The organism is Pseudarthrobacter albicanus, from assembly GCF_018224015.1.
GTDB lineage: Bacteria > Actinomycetota > Actinomycetes > Actinomycetales > Micrococcaceae > Arthrobacter > Arthrobacter albicanus.
The window spans coordinates 1-806 of sequence record NZ_JAGPOT010000211.1; the positions used below are offsets into that span (position 1 = coordinate 1).

The following is an 806-nucleotide window of genomic DNA, read 5'->3' on the forward strand; positions in this document are numbered from 1 at the left end:
TCACTCCGCGGCCACGGAGAGGACATCATGCTGGAACTTGACCGCGACGTCGTCATCGTCGGAGCCGGCCCCGCCGGGTTGACCGCAGCCCGGGAACTGAAGAAGGCCGGACTGAGCGTGGCCGTGCTGGAGGCCCGCGACCGCGTCGGCGGACGCACCTGGACCGACACCATCGACGGCGCCATGCTCGAAATCGGCGGCCAGTGGGTCTCGCCGGACCAGACCGAACTGCTGGCGCTCCTGGACGAGCTCGGCCTGCAGACCTACTCCCGCTACCGTGAGGGGAAGTCGGTCTATCTCGGAGCGGACGGCCAGCGCACCCTGTACACCGGGGAAACCTTCCCGGTCAGCGGCACCACCGCGGCCGAGATGGACAGGCTCACCGCCCTGCTGGACGCCCTGGCCGCGGAAATCGGCGCCACCGAGCCGTGGGCCCACCCGAAGGCCCGCGGGCTGGACACCGTCTCCTTCCACCACTGGCTGCGGGAGAACTCCTCGGACGAGGAAGCCTGCAACAACATCGGCCTCTTCATCGCCGGCGGCATGCTCACCAAGCCCGCGCACGCCTTCTCCGCCCTGCAGGCGGTGCTGATGGCGGCCTCCGCCGGGTCCTTCACCCACCTCACCGACGAGGACTTCATCCTCGACAAGCGGGTGATCGGCGGGATGCAGCAGGTGTCCCTGCTGCAGGCCGCCGGGCTGGGCGACGACGTCGTGCTCAACAGCCCGGTCCGCACGATCAACTGGGAAGCGTCCGCCAGCGGCGGCAGCATTGCCGGAAACACTGGCGGCTACCGGGTGACCGC

Annotated in this window: 1 protein-coding gene; it reads left to right on the plus strand. The window is 69.7% G+C overall.

What is annotated here, in order from left to right; genetic code table 11:
- Nucleotides 1-27: 27 nt before the first annotated feature.
- On the plus strand, nt 28-806 hold a 779-nt coding region (locus tag J9611_RS21480; protein WP_211883314.1), incomplete at its 3' end, for a flavin monoamine oxidase family protein.